Genomic DNA, 1,038 nt, shown 5'->3' on the forward strand with positions numbered 1-1,038 from the left:
CCTGCTCAAGGCCGCCAACTCCTGAACCTCCGCACCCCAATCCCCTCACGAAGGCACTGACATGAGCACCAATGTCCTGCGCACCACCGACGGCTGGTGGGTCGTCCGAGGCGGCCGAGCCGTCCCCGTCGAGACCAAGGCCGTGACCACCGCAGAGCTGCTGGCCGACCGGCCGGCTGTCCGCGAGGCCGCCGTCTCCGGCGAACCGGGCACGCCCGTGGCCGACCTGGTCGCGCTCTCGCCGGTCACCACGCCCTGCCGGGTGGTCGCCCAGATGGTCAACTACCGCAGCCACGCCCGCGACTCCGGGTTCACCGGCGACATCCCGCCCGCCTTCTTCCGCAAGGCGTCCGGCTCGGTCAGCGGCCCCGGCGAGGCCGNNACGAGATCGAGCTCGGCCTCGTCATGGGCGCGTCCCTGCCCGTCGGCACGGTCGTCGAGGAGCGGGACCTGCCCTCGTACGTCGCCGGACTGGTGATCGCCAACGACGTCAGCGCCCGTGAGGTGCAGCTGACCAAGACGCAGTTCTACGAGAGCAAGTCGTACCCCACCTTCACCCCGACCGGTCCGTACCTGGCCCTGCTGGAGCCGGAGGACTTCTCCCGTCTCCTCGACCTGCGGCTGAAGCTGAGCGTCAACGGCGAGCTGCGCCAGGACCGCACCCTGGCCGACATGATCGTCCGCCCGGCACAGGCACTCACCCTGCTCGCCCGCTTCCAGACCCTCGACCCCGGCGACCTGCTGCTCACCGGAACCCCCGGCGGCACGGCCCTGAAGGCCCCGCCGAAGGCGGTGGAGAAGATCGGCGCGCTGCTGCCGCCCGCCGTGAAGTGGAAGGCCTTCTTCAAGAGCCAGGCCAAGAACCCGCACTACCTGAACCCGGGCGACGTGATCACGGCGACGATCGCGACCCCCGACGGCCGCATCGACCTCGGCGAGCAGCGCACGCCCGTCACGGACGCGAAATAACACCCGAGGTGAGCCGCACATGACCATCGATGAAGCCGCACGTGTGCCCGTCGTGATCGTCGGCGCCGG

2 pseudogenes are annotated in these 1,038 nt (G+C 70.5%); both read left to right on the forward strand.

Going from position 1 to position 1,038, the window contains the following annotated elements:
- Positions 1-76: 76 nt before the first annotated feature.
- Positions 77-380 (forward strand): annotated as a pseudogene (locus AOK23_RS50935) (fumarylacetoacetate hydrolase family protein); the annotation flags it as partial.
- Positions 381-382: 2 nt separating this feature from the next.
- A pseudogene (locus tag AOK23_RS50940) lies at positions 383-969 on the forward strand (fumarylacetoacetate hydrolase family protein); the annotation flags it as partial.
- Positions 970-1,038 lie beyond the last annotated feature (69 nt).

This window comes from Streptomyces torulosus (assembly GCF_001419765.1).
Classification (GTDB): domain Bacteria; phylum Actinomycetota; class Actinomycetes; order Streptomycetales; family Streptomycetaceae; genus Streptomyces; species Streptomyces torulosus.